The organism is Castellaniella sp. (genome assembly GCF_034007085.1).
Classification (GTDB): Bacteria; Pseudomonadota; Gammaproteobacteria; order Burkholderiales; family Burkholderiaceae_B; genus Castellaniella.
In genome coordinates this window covers 1-15,206 of the sequence record NZ_JAVERO010000048.1, presented here as the reverse complement: position 1 = coordinate 15,206, position 15,206 = coordinate 1, and the positions used below count along the sequence as shown (strand labels likewise).

Sequence of the window (15,206 nt, the reverse complement as noted above, 5' to 3'; positions counted from 1 at the left end):
CGTTTCGCGCACCAGATCGAGGGCCGTTTCCGCATCCCTGTCGTGCTGGTCGACGAACGAGGTTCCAGCCTTGAAGCCCAGCAGATCCTGGGCACCCACGCCGCAGACGATGCCATGGCTGCGGCCGTGATTCTGCAGCGGTATCTGGATCATCCGGCGACGGACGGTTCGTGAATGGCTGAATTATGATGTGCGCCATTGCCCATTCAGGGTAGGGGATGCCGGTGGCGCTATTCTTGTTCCTGTTCCGTTTCGTCTGTGTGTCGGCCTGGGTTCTGCTGGGCCTGTTGACCGAACTGGTGGTGTTTCCGATTCTGCGCCGCACCCAGCGGCGCAGAATCGTGGGCGCGTGGTCGCGGGGGCTGATGTGGCTGTGCGGTGTCCGCGTGCGGTGCTTGGGTGATCCGGTGATCCGGGGGGCCGTCCTGTGGGTGGCCAATCACGTTTCCTGGGTCGATATCTTTGTGCTCAACAGCGTGCGCACCACGTCGTTCGTGGCCAAGAGCGATATCCGGCGCTGGCCGGTGATCGGGTTGCTGGTGGCCTGGGCGGGCACGCTGTTCATCGATCGTCATCATCGGCACGCCGTGCGTGATGCCGGCCGCCAGATGCGTGCCTGCTTCGACCAGGGCGATGCGGTGGGTTTGTTTCCCGAAGGCACGACCACGGATGGTGCGGATGTGCGGCCCTTTCATGCGGGGCTGTTCGATGCTGCCGTGCGGGCCGGCGTGCCGACGCAGCCGGTGGCCCTGCGCTTCCTGAGGCGGGGGCGGCGCGCGCCGGAACTGGCCTTCGTCGGTGAACAGACGCTGGTGGCCAACCTGTGGTGCCTGCTCGGTGCCTGGGGAGTGACGGTGGAATGCGAATTCCTGGCGCCGATCCGGACCGCAGATGGGCTGTCGCGGTCGGATGTGGCACGGTGTGCTCAGGCCGCCATCGGTGCTGCCGTACGCGCCGAGCCAAAGTGAATTTCAGCGGCAGGCGGAACAGTCCTGCTGGATGATGTGATGGTCGCGCAGCCGCAGCGCGGTCAGCGCGCGCCCCCAGACGCAGCCGGTATCCAGGCAGGTCGCGTCCGGGCGGATGTGCAGGCCCAGGGCGGACCAGTGGCCGAAGACCACCGGTTCTGCGGGATCGCGCCGGCCTGGCAGTTCGAACCAGGGCACCAGACCGGGCTTGTCGTGGGGGCCTGCCTTGTGGCGGAAATTCATCCGGCCGTCGTCCGCATGGCAGACCCGCATGCGGGTCAGGGCGTTGACGATCACCCGCATGCGATCCGGGCCGCGCAGGCTGTCGTCCCACTGCAGGGGCTCTTCGCCATACAGGTCGTGCAAGGCGGGATGCCAGTCGGGCTGGCGCAGGGCGGCTTCGATTTCGCCGGCCAGTGCCTGGGCCTGGTCCAGGGTCCAGGCGGGCAGGATGCCGGCATGGACCATGACGTGGCCCCGATCGCGCACCAGCAGCGGCCGGTGGCGCAGCCAGTCGATCAGTTCTGCGGCATCGGGGGCTTCCAGGATGTCCTGGAAGGTGTCGGACCGGCCCGGCGGACGCACGCCGGCCACCACCGCCAGCAGATGCAAGTCGTGGTTGCCCAGTATGGCGCGCGCGCGCGATCCCAGGGATTGGATCAGGCGCAGTGCTCCCAGGGAATCGGGGCCGCGGTTGACCAGATCCCCGGCAAACCAGAGTTCGGTGTCGGGGCGGGACAGTTCGGGATGGGCGAGCAGGGCGCGCAGGGCGCCGGCGCAGCCCTGGACATCGCCAATGACCCAGACGTCGCCTTGGTGGGGGGGGGCAGGCGTCATGCGGGGCTCCGCTGGATCCGGCGCTGGCGCAGCCACAGGGCCAGCGGATGGCGATGTTCCATGCCCAACAGGGCCAGCAGGGCAGCAGCCAGGCCAACCATGCTGGGCACCAGGGCGGTGGCCCAGGGGGGCCAGTCGCCCAGCATGCCGGCGTTCAGGGCCAATTGGTTGAGCATGAAAAAGCCCACCCCCAGAATGATGCCTGCGAAGACTTTGACCCCGACCCCGCCCCGGCGCGTCTGCATGAAACCGATCGGCGCGGCGATAGTGATCATGACCAGCAGGGTGAAGGGGTAGGCGATCTTGCGCCACAGGGCGACTTCCTGGCGGTCGGCCTGCAACTGGTTGTTCTTCAGGTAATGGATGTAGTCCAGCAGATCCGAGATCGCCATGCGTTCGGGCGTCAGAATGCGGGCGATCAGGCGTTCGGGCGTCAGCGTCGTGGAGATGCTGCGCTCGTCCAGGTGGACCAGTTCGCTGATGGGGGCGTCGGGCACCTGCGCATTGGCCAGGGCGTTCGCCGATTGCGGGCGGATGCGGGTTTCGGTCAGGTCGCGCAGCACCAGACGGCCTTGCTCGAATTGTCCTTTGGCGGCATGGACGACATCCAGCAGGGTGTCGTCTGCTGCGAATTCGTAGAGCACCACATCGCTGACGCGGCCCTGGCCGGAAAGCTGGGCGATGTTGATGATGCGGGTGCCCCCTTGGCTGTCGGCTTCCTTGAACCAGTAGCCGCTCGATAGCCGGCCGCCGTCGGTGCGGCCCAACAGGGCCAGGCGGGATTCACTGCCGCGCAGTTCGGCGGCGGGGGTGATGAATTCCGACAGGATGAAGGCCCCCAGGACCAGGGGAATCGTGATCAGCCACAGGGCGCCCAGCAGGCGCAGGCCGCTGACCCCCGAGGCCCGCAGAATGGTGAGTTCGTTGCGCTGCGCCAGTCCCGCAAGCGCCAGCACCGCGCCGATCAGCAGGCCGATGGGCAGCAGTTCGTACAGATGGTTGGGGACGTCCAGGGCCTGCAGGTAGAACAGGTTCAGCAGGGTCAGGCGCTGGCCGACCTTGTCCAGACCTTCGATCAGTGCGAAGAACAGAAAGAGCCCCACCAGGGCCACCAGGACGACGGCGGTCGAGCGGTAGATTTCGCGGGCGATGTAGCGTCGTGCCGTGCGCATGGCCGGAAAAACGATGAAAACCTCAATAGTACCCTGAACCGCCGGGACAGCCGGGGGCCGTTACCGGGGCACCGCGACCTGCGGCATCCGCGCACGCACGGTGCCCGCATGTGAGCGCAGATAGGCGGTGGCGCCGTGACGGTCATAGTAGGCCGGGTTGGGCAGCATGGCCGCCAGTTGCGCGGCTTGGCCAGACGACAGGCGTGCTGCGTCCGTGCGGAAGTAATGCCGGGCCGCCGCCTGGGCGCCGAAGGTGGCGGTGCCCCACTGGGCCACGTTCAGGTAGAGTTCCAGGATGCGGCGCTTGCTCATCACCGCCTCGATCATGTAGGTCAGGATCAGTTCCTGGCCTTTGCGCAGGTAGTTGCGCGAATTCGACAGAAACAGGTTCTTGGCCAGCTGCTGGGTGATCGTGGACCCGCCACGCCGGCGCGAACGGCCCAGGTCGGCCTGGCGCTGGTTGTAGCGCCAGGCCTTGCGGATGGCATCCCATTCGACACCGTCGTGATCCATGAAGCCACTGTCTTCGGATGCAATGACGGCGCGCTTCAGGTTCAGGCTGATGCGCTCGTAAGGCACCCATTCGTACGTCAGCTGGGCCTCGGGGTTGTCTGCCCGCAGGGCGTTGAGCGTGTCCTGCATGACCGGGGTGTTGGATGGATTGCGGAAATTGAACCAGACCACCATGCCCAGCAGGCTGGCCTGGTACAGGAAGGCAGCGCACAGCACCGTCAGCAGGACGGTCGTGGCGATTTTCCGGCTGGGCCGGCTCATTGGGCGGCCTGCACGCCAGGCGGGACCATGTCCAGGCCGTCGCGGGTGAAATGCCAGGTTCGCGTGATGGCCAGGATGTCCGTGTGTCGTGCCAGTTCCGGCGGCAGCGGGTCAAATGGCGCGGCCAGTTCGACGATGCGGCGGGCGGCGCTGTTCAGGATGGCCTGCTGCGCAGGCCGGTCGAACTGGATATGGTCCAGACTGCCGTCGCGCCGGATGTAGACGGTCAGCTGCAGGTCGCCATAGATGCGGCCACGCGCTTCGGGCGGATAGTGCCGGGTGCCGATCAGTTCGATGCGCTGGCGCCAGGCTTCTACGTACCGGGCGTCATCCGATGCCCGGGCAGATGGGGCGGTGAAGGTTTGCCGGGGCAGGGCGTTGTAGCGTTCGATGCGGTCTTTCAGGGCTGCGATGCGGGCGCTGATGACCAGGCTGTCCTGCTGGCGGTCATCCTCGCCCGGATCCGCGCTGCGGCCCAGCAGTGTGGGAGATGGCCGGGCGGCGGCGACCGCGTCCAGGGATTCGACCTGGCTCAGCAGGCGGCGCTGTTCGGCCTCGAGTTCGGCTTGCCGCCGCCGCAGTGCGGCCAGCACGGTCTCTTCGGCGCTGCTGTCGGACGTCCGTGGCAGGGGAGAAGACGTGATTCCCTGTGCCCGATCCCCGCCGCCGTCCAGGTTCTGCTGGGCCAGCACCTGGGGATTCAGCGGCGCCTGTTCGCTGTGGCTGTTGACCAGGGTGACTTCCAGAGAGGACGGTTGCGTGGCCGGCGAGACGGGCAGAAAGCGCCAGGCCAGCAGTGCTGCATGCGCCGCCAGGGACAGCACCAGCGCGACCGCCATGCGGCTGCGGCCTTCGCGCTGGGGTTCCAGCAATTGCAGTGGCAAAGTGTCCATGCTTTTGCGGTTCCTGTCGTGGTGAGAGCCCTAGCCCGTTTCCCGCAGGCGGAATTCAACATCCAGGCCGATTTCATCGTAGCCCAGGATGTCCAGCTGCACTTCCTGGCCGCGCTCGAATTCGGGCAGGCCATTGATGCGGGTGACGAAGGGCGCGCAGTCCAGCCGCACCAGGTTTTCCCGCAACACATGGGCACGCACGGTTTTCAGGCCCTGTTGCTGCAGCCAGCGGATGCACCAGTAGCGTTCCATGGCCGCCTGGAAGTCGCCCCACAGCGTGTATTGTGAATCAAAGGCGCCGATCAGGGCGTACAGGTCTGCATCCTTGGGCTTGAAGGGGGCGGCCAGGCGCGCGGAAACACCGTGTTCGGCCGCTGCCAGGATCTGGCCCTGGTTGACCAGATCCACATAGCGGCGCAGCGGCGAGGTCGACCAGATGTACTGCGGCACGGCGATGGCTTCGTGCGGCAGCGCCTGGGTGGACATGCGGGTGCGGCCGGCCTGCTGGGACCGGTAGATGCCCGGCACGCCGTGACGGGCCAGCAGGGCGCCCCATTGGGTGTTGGCCAGGATCATGTATTCGGCCACCAGGCGGTCCAGTGGCGCGTTGCGCTGGCGTGGCACCAGGCGGACCGTCGAGTCCGGATCGTCGGGTGGGCCGTCGATTTCGAAGCCGTATTCGATGCGGTCGTTGTTTTCCGGTTTGCCGCGCGTGCGGTCGCGCACGGCGCACAGCGCCTGGGCGAATTGCCACAGGGGGCGCATCCAGTGGCCGAGCGGCAGAGGTGCCGCCGGGTCGTTCAGCACGGCCTCGGTGATTTCGCCGATCTGGCCGGTCCGCAGATTGGCTGTCACGCGGATGCGTTCCAGGCGAGTTTCGGTGTCCAGGATTTCGCCATCGGCGAGGCGGCCGGTGACGTACAGGGACAGCGCCGGTCGCCACTGGCCTTCGTCCAGCGAGAATGCGGCGATCAGGCTGGGGGCCAGCATGGGGATCTTGTCGCCCGGCATGTAGACGGTGGACAGGCGCGCACGGGCCTGCTCATCCAGGGCGCTGCCGCGAGTCACGGCCAGGGCAGGGACGGCGATGTGGATGCCGACGCGGATCGTATCGGGTGTGGGAGTCGAGACCGACAAGGCATCGTCGATTTCGATCGTGCTGGCATCGTCCAGAGAGTAGGCTTCGATTTCAGTCTGTGGCAGGTCTGCGCCCCAGTCCTGGAGGTCCACTGCAGGCCAGTCCGTGCCGCGGGGGAAGTGGATCGACAGGAAGCGTTCGCGCATCATGGCCAGCGGATGGGGCCAGACCCCCAGTGACAACAGCAGCCGTTCGGGGCTGGTGCCCGATTGCTGGACGGCGGCGTCAAAGGCTTTCCATTCCAGGGTATTTTTGTCGGGCCGGTCCAGAAAGGTCGGGGCGGCGGCGCGCAGGGCCTCGGGCAGGATGCCTGCCAGCATGGTCGCAGTCCATTGACCCTGCAGCTCGGCCTGGCGGCGTTTTTTTTCGATGGCTGCCAGGGCGGCCTTCAGGATGTCGGGCGGAGCGGGGCGGAAAACACCCTTGCCGCGCCGGTGGAAATGGGCCGGCGCGGCGGACAGTGCCAGGATCGTGGCGGTCTTTTCCACGGCATCGGGCGTGTGGCCGAAATATTCCTCGGCCAGGGCGGCGGCCTCGAATTCCTGCTGCGGGGCGCATTCCCACAGAAAGCTGGCGTCCAGCGTGGCGGCCAGGGTTTCGGCTGCGGGCAGGAGCGTGTCGGGGGACGGCTGTTCGAACGTGAACAGCACGGCGTTGCGTTTGATCTTGCTGCGCTTGCCGCTGGCCGATTCGACCTGCAGCGAGGTGTCGGCTTCGGAAAAGATGGTTTCGGCCTTGAGCTTGCCGGCGTCTTCGTAGAGAACGTGCATACGGGAAAGGGGACTGCGGGTTCAGTGGGGGGACCGGGGACGTCGGCTTGCCAGCCGGTCGAGCAGCGTCTGATGGATGCCGCCAAAGCTGCCATTGCTCATGACGAGCACATGGTCGCCGGGTTGCGCAGTGTTGCAGACGGCGTCGGCCAGCGCATCCAGGTCATCGCCCGCCCACAGGCGTTCGCCCAGGGAGGCCAGCACCTGGCCAGGATTCCAGCCCAGGGCATGTCGGCCCTGGGTGGCGCCGTAGCAGAACACCTGGTTTGCATCGGCCAGTGCTTCTGGCAGGCGGGCCGCCATCGTGCCCAGTTTCATGGTGTTGGATCGCGGTTCGATCACGGCCAGGATCCGGGCGTCCGGGCCCACGCGGCGGCGCAGGCCGTCCAGGGTAGTGGCGATGGCGCTGGGGTGGTGGGCAAAATCATCATAGACGGCGACGCCATCCTGCGTGCCACGCAGTTCCAGGCGGCGGCGCACGCCCTGGAACCGGTTCAGGGCGGCGATGCCGTCTGCCGGCGCGATGCCTGCGTGCCGCGCAGCAGCCAGGGCGGCCAGGGCATTGGCCTGGTTGTGGGTTCCGGCAAGCGACCAGTCCAGGACCCCGACGGATTGACCGTGCAGCAGGATGCGGCAGCGCTGGCCGTCGTCCGTTTCCGGTGCTGCGTGCCAGTCGCCGCCAGGGCCGAAGGTTTCGACCGGTGTCCAGCAGCCACGCGCCAGGACGCGGTCCAGCGCATCGCTGGCGGCTGGGCGGATCAGCTGGCCTGCGGCCGGGACGGTGCGCACCAGGTGATGGAACTGGGTTTCGATGGCGGCCAAGTCGGGGAAAATGTCGGCATGGTCGTATTCGAGATTGTTCAGGATGGCGGTGCGCGGCCGGTAATGGATGAACTTCGAGCGTTTGTCGAAGAACGCCGTGTCGTATTCATCGGCCTCGATCACGAAATGACGACGGGCCGGGTCATAGCGGGCCGACACGCCCAGGTCCGGTGCCACGCCGCCGATCAGGAAATTGGCAGGATGGCCGGACTGTTCGAAGATCCAGGCCAGCATGGCGCTGGTCGTGGTCTTGCCATGCGTGCCGGCCACGGCCAGGACGTGCTGCCCGCCCAGCACATGGTCGGCCAGCCACTGCGGGCCGGATGTATAGGGCAGGCCGCTGTCCAGGATGGCTTCCATCAGGGGGTTGCCCCGGCTGACGACGTTGCCGACCACGTACAGGTCCGCGCCCAGCCCGGTCTGGCTGGCTTCGAAGCCTTCGATCAGGTCGATGCCCTGTTCGCGCAGCTGCGTGCTCATGGGCGGGTAGACGCCCGCATCGCAGCCGGTCACGCGATGGCCTGCCGCGCGGGCGATCAGGGCCAGACCGCCCATGAATGTGCCGCAGATTCCCAAGATATGTATGTGCATCGCATCCTCCGGCCTGTATTGTAAGGTTGCCAGGGCCCGGTGCTATGATCGACCTGATGCCATTGGATGCAAGCGGGCGTAGCCTGCGCAGCGTGGGGGTATTTTTTCTACATGGACAGGCGGAAATTTTTGCGCACGACCAGTCTGGTGGCGCTGGGGGTCGCGGTCGGGGCAGGCAGCGCGGGAGCCTCGATCCTGCCGGCAGATCCCGTCTTCGGGCGTTCGTTCACCGATCTCCAGGGGCGCGACCAGGCCTTGTCGGCGTATGTGGGCCGGCCGGTGCTGATGAATTTCTGGGCCAGCTGGTGCGCACCTTGTGTGCGTGAAATGCCCTTGCTCGAAACCCTGCATCAGCGCCACCCCGAACTGGCGGTGCTTGGGCTGGCCATCGACACCCAGGGCAACGTCGAACGTTTCCTGGAAAAAATCCAAGTCTCCTATCCTTTGTTGCTGACCGGCACCCAGGGGATTGCGCTGATGCGCGAACTGGGCAACAAGGGCGGTGGCCTGCCGTTCACCTTGCTGTTCGATCGACGGGGCCGCGTCGTGGATTCGATCACTGGTGAACTCAAGCCGGACGATATCCAGGGCCGTCTGGCGCAAATACTTTAAGTTTCAATAATAAGGATCCCGACCCGCGCAGCCCCGTTTTTATGGACAAATCAGCGGCTTTAGCGTAAAAAGGCGCTTTGAAGGGTATCTCCATACTCAGGATCAGGCGGCTTCGGGCAGGGCTCCAGGGCTGCCCGCTGGCAGCAGCAATACATGTGGCCGTCGTGGATTCTCCCCATCTTGCTGGGGTCGGACCGACGGCGCATTTGTTTCTGCCGTCCGGATCCGAACATCGAACGGCCCGCTCTCGCATGGGCCAGCACACAGGACTTTTATTCTCATGGATCTCCGCAAACTCAAAACGCTGATCGACCTGGTGGCCGACTCGGGCATTGCCGAACTGGAAATCACCGAGGGCGACGGCAAGGTCCGCATCGTCAAATTCTCCCAGGCCGAAGCCGTGGCGCCGGCTGTGGCGCCTGCGCCGGTTCAGGTCGTGGCGGCGCCTGCCGCGCCGGCCGCCGCGCCAGCACCGGCCGCCCCCCAGGGCCACCAAGTCAAGGCGCCGATGGTGGGCACCTTCTATCGCGCGCCCAACCCGAATGCCGCCCCCTTTGTCGAGGTCGGCCAGGCCGTCAAGGAAGGCGATCCCCTGTGCATCATCGAGGCCATGAAGCTGCTCAACGAGATCGAGGCCGACAAGTCGGGCGTGATCAAGGAAATCCTCGTCGAAAATGGCGAACCGGTCGAATACGGCCAGCCCCTGTTCATCATCGCCTGAGTGCCATGTTCGAGAAAATCCTGATCGCCAATCGTGGCGAAATCGCCCTGCGGATCTTGCGTGCCTGCCGCGAACTGGGCGTGAAAACGGTGGTCGTGCATTCTGAAGCCGACCGTGAGGCCAAGTACGTGCGGCTGGCCGACGAGTCGGTCTGCATCGGCCCTGCCACGCCCCGCGACAGCTATCTGAACATGCCGGCGCTGATCTCGGCGGCCGAGGTCACCGATGCCGAGGCCATCCATCCGGGGTATGGCTTCCTGGCCGAAAACGCTGATTTTGCCGAACGGGTGGAAAAGAGCGGTTTCGTGTTCATCGGGCCGCGCCCCGAAAGCATCCGCACCATGGGCGACAAGGTCAGCGCCAAGCAGGCCATGATTGCCGCAGGCGTGCCGGTCGTACCGGGTTCGGGCGGCGCGCTGCCCGACGATCCCCAGGAAATCCTGCGCATCGCCGCCGAGGTCGGCTATCCGGTCATCATCAAGGCGGCTGGCGGCGGCGGCGGACGCGGCATGCGAGTCGTCTACACCGAGGCCGCCCTGCTCAATGCGGTGGCCATGACGCGTACCGAGGCGGGCGCTGCGTTCAACAACCCCGAGGTCTACCTGGAAAAATTCCTGGAAAATCCGCGCCATATCGAAATCCAGGTACTCGCCGACGGCGAGGGCAAGGCGGTCTGGCTGGGCGAGCGCGATTGTTCCATGCAGCGCCGTCACCAGAAAATCATCGAAGAAGCCCCCGCGCCGGGTATCGAGCGCGCCCTGGTCGAGCGCATCGGTGAACGCTGCGCCGAGGCCTGCCGCCAGATGCGCTACCGTGGCGCCGGCACCTTTGAATTCCTGTACGAGAACGGGGAATTCTTCTTCATCGAGATGAACACCCGCATCCAGGTCGAGCACACGATCACTGAAATGATCACGGGCATCGATCTGGTCCAGCAGCAACTGCGTATCGCCGCCGGCGAAAAATTCACCCTGCGCCAGCGCGACATCCACTTGCGCGGCCATGCAATCGAATGCCGGATCAACGCCGAGGACCCCTACAAGTTCACGCCCAGTCCTGGCCGGATCACCAACTGGCATACCCCGGGCGGACCGGGTGTGCGCATGGATTCGCACGTGTTCACTGGTTACACCGTGCCGCCCTACTACGACTCGATGATTGCCAAGCTCATCACCTATGGCGATGACCGGCATCAGGCGATCATGCGCATGGATATTGCGCTGTCGGAAATGATCGTCGAAGGGGTGCATACCAATATCCTGCTGCATCGCGAACTGATGCAGGATGCCCGGTTCATCGAAGGCGGGACCAGCATTCATTATCTCGAGCACAAGCTCGCCGCGCGCGCCTGAGGTTCGGCATGCGAGAACTGGTGCTGCGCTGCCCGGAAAGCCAGGCCGAGGCCTGGTCCGACGCCCTGCTGGAGGCCGGCGCGCTGTCTGTGTCGGTCGAAGATGCCGATGGCGATACGGAGCACGAGCAGGCGCTGTTCGGCGAACCCGGCACTGAACCCGAGATCCTGGCCTGGCGACGCAACCGTCTGGTGGCCTTGTTGGCCGACGGCGACGATCCCGCCCATCTGCTGGCCACGCTGGACGGCTTGGCCGGCCCGGCACCGGCGGCGGACGACTGGTTCGTGCGTGATGTGCCGGACGCCGACTGGGTGCGCCTGACACAATCGCAGTTCGGGCCTATCGCCGTGGGCGATCGGATCTGGATCGTGCCGAGCTGGCACCGGGATGATGCGGATCTGCCGTTGGCGGGTGCCCAGGACGGCACCGTGCGTATCGAACTCGATCCAGGGCTGGCCTTTGGTACCGGCAGCCATCCCACCACGCATCTGTGCCTGGAATGGCTGGCGGCCCATCTGCGTGGTGGCGAGACCGTGCTGGACTATGGCTGCGGCTCAGGCATCCTGGCGATTGCTGCTCGCCTGCTGGGTGCGGGTTCGACCTGGGGGGTGGACATTGACGAGCAGGCCGTACAGGCCACGATGCGCAATGCCGCGACCAATCATGTGGATATCCAGGTCGGCCTGCCCGATGCGCTGCCCGCCGGCACCCATCAGGTGGTGGTGGCCAATATCCTGTCCAATCCGCTCAAGCTTCTGGCGCCCATGTTGTCCGCCCGAGTGGCGCCCGGTGGCCGGCTGGCGCTGTCCGGTGTGCTGGAGCGCCAGGCCGAAGAAGTCTGCCAGGCGTATGCGCCTTACCTGCCTTTGATCGTCTGGGCCGCCCGCGATGGCTGGGTCTGCCTGGCGGGGCACAAGGCCTGACGGGGCGCGGCGGCAATGGACTTGACCACACGCTGCCCAAAATGCGGGACCGTGTTCCAGGCGGGCCTGTCGGACTTGCAGTTGCGCAAGGGCTATATTCGTTGTGTGCAATGTGCGCATATTTTCGACGGCTATGCCGAAGTCGTCGCCGATGCGCCCGGGGATCCTTCTGCGTCGTCTCGTCCGTCCGGTGCGCCTGGGGTTGCTGCCGATGGACAGCCGCCTCAGGTCATGCGCTCGGCCAGGCCCATGGTGCCGGCCGCTAACCCGGCGTCCACGTTCCACATAGGCGTTGCTCCCTGGCCGGACGACCGGCCAGAACCACGCATCGGCAGCGTGGCGGGCCGCACCGATGTGCGTCCGGTCGATGAAATCCTGGCCGACGAGGGATGGAAGCCCGATTCCGGGGGCTTCCAGGCGCAGGCAGGCGATCGGGATGCAGCGCCTGCGCAGGCCGAGCCGTTCGTGGTCGAGGCTCGGCCAGGCCATCGCAGCCAGGGTGGATCTGCAGCACCGCTGTTGCGAGACGAGGAAGCCCTGGGTTGGTGGGATGCCCTGGTGCGCTTTTGCGCCCGGCTGCTGCTGGTTCTGCTGGTGCTGCTTCTGGCCGCGCAGGCAGCCTATGTCTATCGGGCCGATATTGCTCGATTGGCACCCGCACTGCGGCCTGCCCTTGAGCGCGCCTGCGAACCGCTGCGTTGCCAAGTACCCTATCTCCGGGACATCGGCAGGATCGCCATTACCGGTTCTGCGCTCAAGGTCGCCGATGCCGACGTCGCTGCCGACCGGTTGCCGGGCAGTCCGGAACCCGTCGTGCAGCACTTCGTGCTGCACGCCACTTTGCGCAACCAGGCCGAACAGCCGCAGGAATGGCCAACCCTGATCCTGGACCTGAAGGATGGAGCGGGTACGCTGCTGGTACGCCGCAACCTGTCTCCCGCAGAATATCTCGGGCCGGCCCGCGCCGCCGCGCCCTTCGCGGCCCGCAGCGAGGTCCTGGTGCGTGTGCCCTTGACCCTGAGCGGCGTGCGCATCAACGGCTACCAGCTCGATCTGTTCTACCCCTGAAGGAATCTCATCGCCATGTCCAAGGACGTCCTGATCTGCGGATCCATTGCCTTCGATACCATTGCCGTATTCGAGGGGCGGTTTCGCGACCACATTCTGGCCGACAGCATCAAGTCGCTCAGTGTGTCGTTTTTTTCGCCTTCGCTGCGCAAGGAGTACGGCGGCTGCGCGGGCAACATCGCCTACAGCCTGAAACTGCTGGGCGGCCAACCGGTGCCTGTCGGCACGGTGGGCCAGGATGCCGACGACTATTTGCAGCGCCTGCGCGCCCTGGGGATCGACACCCGCCTGGTGCGTGTGCTGCCCGATACCTACACGGCCCAGTGCCACATCATCACGGACCAGGAAAACAACCAGATTGCCTCGTTCCATCCGGGGGCGATGCAGCGCTCGGCAGAAAACGACCTGAGCGGTCACACCGCATGCTGGGCGATTGTCTCGCCCGATTCCAAGGAAGGCATGTTCGCGCATGCCCAGCGCCTGCGGGATGGCGGTATCCCCTTTGTTTTCGATCTGGGGCAGGCGATGCCGCTGTTCGACGGTGAAGACCTGCAACGCATGCTGGACATGGCCAGCATCCTGACAGCCAATGATTATGAAGCCAGCGTGATTGAAGAACGCACGGGCCGCTCCATCCAGGAACTGGCCGCCGGTCTGCAGGCCGTGGTGGTGACTCGGGGCGGCGAGGGCGCGTCGTTGTTCATCGGCGATGTCCGAACCGATATTCCAGCGGTCCCTGTGTCCGGGGTCGTGGATCCGACCGGTTGCGGTGATGCGCATCGTGCCGGCCTGTTGTATGGCCTGTCGAATGGCTGGTCCCTGCGGGATGCCTGTTGCTTGGCGAACGTCATGGGCGGCTTTAAAATTGCCCACAGAGGTCCGCAGAATCATTGCCCGTCGCGCAAGGACATCGCGGCGGTGCTGCAGACGCATTACGGTATCGGTGCGGGTTCACTCGCCTGATTTTTCATTCCAGGAGTCAGCCATGGCGATTCTCACGCATCCTTTTTCTGCCCGTGCGGCGCGCCTTGCCGCCGTTGCCGGGTGTTCCCTGTCGCTGCTGGTCCTGGCTGGCTGCGCCAACCAGTCGGCCTCCAGTTCCGTCTATACCTACGGCCAGGCGCAGCAGGAACAGATCGTGCGCTACGGCACGGTGGTATCCGTGCGTCCTGTGGTCATTCAATCCGACAAGCCTTCTGGTGTAGGCGCCATCGGCGGCGCGGCGTTGGGCGGTGTCGCGGGCAGTTCCATTGGCGGTGGCCGCGGCCAGGTACTGACTTCGATCGGCGGCGCCTTGCTGGGCGGTCTGGCTGGCAATGCGATCGAAAACCAGGTCAACAAGACCAACGGCCTGGAAATCACGGTGCGCCTGGACAATGGCGAAACGCGTGTCATTGCCCAGGCAGCCGATGTGGCGCTCAGTTCTGGCCAGCGCGTCCAGGTCATCAGCGGCGGCGGTCCGACCCGTGTGGTGCCGATGTAAGCGATCCGGCTTCTACATGGACAAAGGCCCGGCAAACGCCGGGCCTTTGTCTTGGTCCCCCTGGAGAAGGGGGGCGGTGCGCTCAGGCGCCGAAGGTCGTGAATACCAGGTGATTGAGCACCATCATGGCGATCTGGGCCAGGACCAGCAGCACCAGGGGCGACAGGTCCAGTCCTCCCATGCGTGGCAACACCCGGCGGATGGGGTCGAGCAATGGCGCAGTCAGGGTGTAGAGCACCGGCATGATCGGCGACAGGGGATTGACCCAGGACAGGATGGCCTGGATCAGTGTGACCCAGACGATGACATTGAACAGCCATTTGAAACTGACCAGCAGGCCTGACAGCAGCAGCGGGCCGATGGCGGAGGTGGAAAGCATCAGACCGCCCATGGCAGTCAACCAGGTCAACAGCAGGTACAGGATCGCGGTCACCCAGCAGGCCAGGATGCTGGGCCAGTCGAAGCGGCCGCTGCTGGGAACGACTCGGCGGATCGGGCCCACCAACCATTCCGTGGCACGCAGAATGGCCTGGGAAAATGGGTTGAAGGGGTGCAGGCGGATCGCGAACATCCAGGCTCTCAGGATCAGGCCGATGCCGAAGAGTTGGAACACGATATCGATCAGGAACTGCAGAATGTCTTGGGCCATGCGGTGCTCTTGGGCTGCGGGGAAAGAAGCCGTTATTGTCGCATCAAGCGCGGCTGGTGGGTGAATGAAAAGGCCCGGCGATGTCGCCGGGCCAGAGGTGCCTGTTACGGGCCTTCCGGTCGGAAAGAAGCCCGATTCCGTCAGGGCCTTTTGCTGGTGGCGGGGAAAGGCCAGGATGCCAACGGATTGGTGTCCGTGCGGGCTTCGGGGGCGGGGGTGTCAGGCTTGGCCGCGGCGGGTTGAGCCGTTTTTTTGGCCGGCGCTTTCTTGGCGACGGCCTTTTTCGCAGCGGCTTTCACCGGTGCGGCTTTCTTGGCGACGGTCTTTTTCGCGGCGGCTTTCACCGGTGCGGCTTTCTTGGCGACGGCTTTTTTCGCGGCGGCTTTCACCGGTGCGGCCTTTTTGGCGACGGCCTTTTTCGCAGCGGCTTTCA

The 15,206-nt window shown here is 65.4% G+C and carries 16 protein-coding genes and 1 pseudogene; 9 read left to right on the top strand and 8 right to left on the bottom strand.

The features are described from left to right. Both ruvX and RBR29_RS06255 read left to right on the top strand, forming a co-directional pair. Positions 1–174, top strand: a 174-nt coding sequence (gene ruvX / locus RBR29_RS06260; protein ID WP_320348108.1) for a Holliday junction resolvase RuvX, incomplete at its 5' end; no start/stop codon positions are given. Between the two features lie 50 nt (positions 175–224). Continuing rightward, complete coding sequence (locus RBR29_RS06255) at positions 225–968, top strand: lysophospholipid acyltransferase family protein (protein WP_320348107.1); 744 nt, start codon at positions 225–227, stop codon at positions 966–968. Positions 969–971: 3 nt separating this feature from the next. Here RBR29_RS06255 and RBR29_RS06250 read toward each other — a convergent pair whose 3' ends face one another. The 6 genes from RBR29_RS06250 to mpl are packed head-to-tail and all read right to left on the bottom strand — an operon-like array spanning position 972 to position 7,965. Next, on the bottom strand, positions 972–1,805 hold the full coding sequence (locus RBR29_RS06250; RefSeq protein ID WP_320348106.1) for a symmetrical bis(5'-nucleosyl)-tetraphosphatase: 834 nt from the start codon (positions 1,803–1,805) through the stop codon (positions 972–974). After that, the gene (lptG, locus tag RBR29_RS06245; RefSeq protein ID WP_320348105.1) at positions 1,802–2,977 is read right to left on the bottom strand and encodes an LPS export ABC transporter permease LptG; all 1,176 of its coding nucleotides are present in this window, start codon (positions 2,975–2,977) and stop codon (positions 1,802–1,804) included. Before lptG ends, RBR29_RS06250 begins: the two co-directional genes overlap by 4 nt. 60 nt (positions 2,978–3,037) lie before the next feature. Beyond that, positions 3,038–3,751 carry a monofunctional biosynthetic peptidoglycan transglycosylase gene (gene mtgA / locus RBR29_RS06240; RefSeq protein ID WP_320348104.1) on the bottom strand — a complete coding sequence of 238 codons (714 nt, stop codon included), beginning with the start codon at positions 3,749–3,751 and terminating at the stop codon, positions 3,038–3,040. Further along, entirely contained in the window at positions 3,748–4,644 is an 897-nt protein-coding gene (locus RBR29_RS06235; RefSeq protein ID WP_320348103.1) for a TonB family protein, read from the bottom strand. The genes mtgA and RBR29_RS06235 overlap by 4 nt, the downstream gene beginning before the upstream one ends. A 30-nt stretch (positions 4,645–4,674) precedes the next feature. After that, on the bottom strand, positions 4,675–6,552 hold the full coding sequence (locus RBR29_RS06230) for a ribonuclease catalytic domain-containing protein (protein WP_320348102.1): 1,878 nt from the start codon (positions 6,550–6,552) through the stop codon (positions 4,675–4,677). A 21-nt stretch (positions 6,553–6,573) separates the two neighbouring features. Continuing rightward, positions 6,574–7,965: a UDP-N-acetylmuramate:L-alanyl-gamma-D-glutamyl-meso-diaminopimelate ligase gene (mpl, locus tag RBR29_RS06225; protein ID WP_320348101.1), complete on the bottom strand. Its 1,392-nt coding sequence runs from the start codon at positions 7,963–7,965 to the stop codon at positions 6,574–6,576. A gap of 129 nt (positions 7,966–8,094) precedes the next feature. On the opposite strand from mpl, the gene RBR29_RS06220 reads away from it, so the two are divergent. The 7 genes from RBR29_RS06220 to RBR29_RS06190 all read left to right on the top strand — a co-directional run bounded on the left by RBR29_RS06220 (position 8,095) and on the right by RBR29_RS06190 (position 14,124). After that, a complete protein-coding gene (locus RBR29_RS06220; RefSeq protein WP_320348100.1) occupies positions 8,095–8,577 on the top strand; it encodes a TlpA disulfide reductase family protein in 483 nt (160 codons plus the stop codon). A gap of 280 nt (positions 8,578–8,857) precedes the next feature. Next, positions 8,858–9,298 (top strand): acetyl-CoA carboxylase biotin carboxyl carrier protein, encoded by a 441-nt coding sequence (gene accB / locus RBR29_RS06215; protein WP_320348099.1) that lies wholly within the window; start codon positions 8,858–8,860, stop codon positions 9,296–9,298. A 5-nt stretch (positions 9,299–9,303) separates the two neighbouring features. Continuing rightward, positions 9,304–10,650, top strand: coding sequence for an acetyl-CoA carboxylase biotin carboxylase subunit (gene accC, locus RBR29_RS06210; protein WP_320348098.1), 1,347 nt, complete (start codon positions 9,304–9,306; stop codon positions 10,648–10,650). Positions 10,651–10,658: 8 nt separating this feature from the next. Continuing rightward, positions 10,659–11,573: a 50S ribosomal protein L11 methyltransferase gene (gene prmA, locus RBR29_RS06205; RefSeq protein ID WP_320348097.1), complete on the top strand. Its 915-nt coding sequence runs from the start codon at positions 10,659–10,661 to the stop codon at positions 11,571–11,573. A 15-nt stretch (positions 11,574–11,588) separates the two neighbouring features. Next, positions 11,589–12,641, top strand: a complete 1,053-nt coding sequence (locus RBR29_RS06200) for a DUF3426 domain-containing protein (RefSeq protein ID WP_320348096.1) — start codon at positions 11,589–11,591, stop codon at positions 12,639–12,641. 15 nt (positions 12,642–12,656) lie between these two features. After that, the gene (locus RBR29_RS06195; RefSeq protein WP_320348095.1) at positions 12,657–13,604 is read left to right on the top strand and encodes a carbohydrate kinase family protein; all 948 of its coding nucleotides are present in this window, start codon (positions 12,657–12,659) and stop codon (positions 13,602–13,604) included. 22 nt (positions 13,605–13,626) lie between these two features. Further along, on the top strand, positions 13,627–14,124 hold the full coding sequence (locus RBR29_RS06190) for a glycine zipper 2TM domain-containing protein (protein ID WP_320348094.1): 498 nt from the start codon (positions 13,627–13,629) through the stop codon (positions 14,122–14,124). Between the two features lie 82 nt (positions 14,125–14,206). Here RBR29_RS06190 and RBR29_RS06185 read toward each other — a convergent pair whose 3' ends face one another. Next, positions 14,207–14,773: a YggT family protein gene (locus RBR29_RS06185; protein ID WP_320348093.1), complete on the bottom strand. Its 567-nt coding sequence runs from the start codon at positions 14,771–14,773 to the stop codon at positions 14,207–14,209. Between the two features lie 140 nt (positions 14,774–14,913). Continuing rightward, positions 14,914–15,206 (bottom strand): annotated as a pseudogene (locus RBR29_RS06180) (histone); the annotation flags it as partial.